At 43.9% G+C, this 2,312-nt stretch carries 3 protein-coding genes; all 3 read right to left on the minus strand.

Translation table 11 applies throughout. From position 1 onward, the window contains the following. Positions 1-173 precede the first annotated feature (173 nt). Positions 174-1,223, minus strand: coding sequence for a phage tail protein (locus tag KCG35_RS24690; protein WP_255562035.1), 1,050 nt, complete (start codon positions 1,221-1,223; stop codon positions 174-176). Beyond that, positions 1,220-1,918 carry a phage tail protein I gene (locus tag KCG35_RS24695; RefSeq protein ID WP_215822514.1) on the minus strand — a complete coding sequence of 233 codons (699 nt, stop codon included), beginning with the start codon at positions 1,916-1,918 and terminating at the stop codon, positions 1,220-1,222. The genes KCG35_RS24690 and KCG35_RS24695 overlap by 4 nt, the downstream gene beginning before the upstream one ends. 25 nt (positions 1,919-1,943) lie before the next feature. Continuing rightward, positions 1,944-2,312 (minus strand): baseplate J/gp47 family protein (locus KCG35_RS24700; protein ID WP_215822515.1); only part of this gene is annotated, 369 nt, incomplete at its 5' end.

Below are 2,312 nucleotides of genomic sequence, written 5' to 3' on the forward strand. Positions count from 1 at the left end.
TTTTCCGGAAAAGCCTGGTCATCCGCTTCCGGGGCAGTACCCACTAAACCAATGACGGAGCTTTTAACGGTGCGAATCGGGCGCGGGCCACTATCAATTTCCACGACCTCAACGCCATGTAAGAATTGTTCTGGCATGTTGTTTACCTAGTGTTTATTGTGAAAAAAAGAAGATTAATTGCGGGGGTAGTCGATTTTGTCTTGTAAGGAAAGTACCGCTTTCATTTCACCGCGGTAAATAGTGCGTCCATTCCCTACGAGAAGTGAGTCAATGACAATCGTGGTGTAATAAATGCTAGCAAAAAATAATGAGAAAATAATATTGCCGTATTTATCAACATAAAGTGCGGGTGAGCAATTACCACGTGTATTTGACGATAGTAATTTTTTGTCTATGGCATAACAGTATCCGACAATAGCCTCATAAATCTCTTTGGTTGAGCCATAAGAATAACCCCGCACATTGAATAAAAACATGTGATTATGCTGGTTTAAGTTAAACGGTGTTACGAAATGGCAATACACATTTTTTTCTGTTTTGAGATCTATAGTAGGGAAGTCGCCATCAGAGCGAGGAGGCGATGTATCTTCAAAGGTTGTGGTCTGATAAATGATACCCTGTAACACACAGCGACTGACAGAACCTATTTCTCCAGGCGTCCCTGTAAATTTCTTTTCTACATTGTAAATATCTTTTTGTACATACTGCGGATGCGGATCGGCTTTTTGCTCATGCGCTAAAATCGATCGGTCCACATACTGACGGCTGGCCAAGACAATGGCCGGATCAATTTTTAATTCAACTGTTTTGGTATTGGATAACTCAAAAATCACCTTTAAATACAGGCTGCTGCCACTGCCTTGGTCCAATCGAGGTTTATAGGTTTTGGGATAGCGCCCAACGACAATTAAATTATCTTCATCGTCGTATAAACCGAACTCGGTAATATAAAAATTACCGTCTTGTTCAGGTATCACCGTTTCACTGACCAGCCAATTTTTGTTTTGCTCATCCTGGTAAATGCTGTTAATCGGCCCTTGCCAGCGAACCCGAACGAGGTGAGTATCCGTTTCTTGTGGACTGGTTTCCTTACCCCCATCTTCACCGCCATCTCCCACTTTCAACGTGGTCAGCTTGACGGTTTTACCCAGGGCATGGGCATTAATAATACGTGCCTGCCCGACATCTGTGAGCAAGCTATAGTATTCTGCATTGGTGATCATGAAGTCTCTCGTGGTTTGATGATATGGGTATGGATCGTTTGATAACCCACTAACAACGTCCGACAAATACAGCTATGGAGGTGGGTGGTTAATTGGGGGGCAATGGTTGTGTAATAAACTGTTTGACTGCCTGTCGCCATCACACTACTAAACTGGTTGCTAATGACCTTCGTTAAATACGGTCGGACAAAGGTCGTTTGCCCGTTCAAACAGGCGGTAGCAATACGCGGTATTTTGGTTTTATTGGTTAAATACAGCGTTAAGTCAAAATGAGAGCGGGTGTTTTTCGTGCGATTAATAAGTCGGCGAATATGCTCATATTGTTTTCGGGTAATGCCATTATTCTCTAAATTCACCTCCGCTTTAAACGTATAGGGCTGCCCCCCATACTGAAACCATTCCTTGATACTGGTATCAACGCCCGTTGCGGCTAAGGCTTTTTTAACCGCCCCCAACGTACCTTTAATTAAATGCACAGCAATGGAGGCTTTAATCACTTGGCGTTTAATGTCTGTCGTCCAATTTTCGTCCCACTCATCCACCGATAACGCCCAGGCTAACCAGGGTAAAACGGGTTCAGGGCATAAGTCGGGCTGCCAAATAATATCAGGACGCGCCGGAATCGCCGACACACGGGTGCAACTGGCCTCTAATGCACGCTCAAACGGCTTGGCATTACTGGGCAACAAAGACATGGATAACGTAGAAAGGCGTTCGAAATTAAGGATTAAAATTTAAGATAATCTGGGTGTTTTTCGGCGCTTGCCACTGCGCAGTGGTTATATCTTGGGTCGGTGATAACAGCTTAACCCGATCAACACCACCGGTATGCAGCGCATCATAAATACCGGAGATAGCGACCGTTTTCCCCAAGGCAAAACACTGGGCTAAATAGGTATTTAATTGTTTTTCCACTTCGTGTTGAATCGCATCTTTGGAGGGGCCATGAAAGACGTGAATATTCGCTTCAATCTGATAAGGAATGATCTCGGCTCTTCGAATAATCACTTTATCCGTCAACGGTCGGATGTCTTCACTGTTTAGTGTGATTTCTAAAGCCTGTTTTATTTCCTGATCAAGTGCTGCATT

Source organism: Zooshikella harenae (genome assembly GCF_018837975.1).
Lineage (GTDB): Bacteria > Pseudomonadota > Gammaproteobacteria > Pseudomonadales > Zooshikellaceae > Zooshikella > Zooshikella harenae.

What these genes read in the sequence shown, in the direction of transcription:
- KCG35_RS24690 (WP_255562035.1), bottom strand. Translation starts at nt 1,223, where the DNA reads ATGATCACCAATGCAGAATACTATAGCTTGCTCACAGATGTCGGGCAG.
- KCG35_RS24695 (WP_215822514.1), bottom strand. Translation starts at nt 1,918, where the DNA reads ATGTCTTTGTTGCCCAGTAATGCCAAGCCGTTTGAGCGTGCATTAGAG.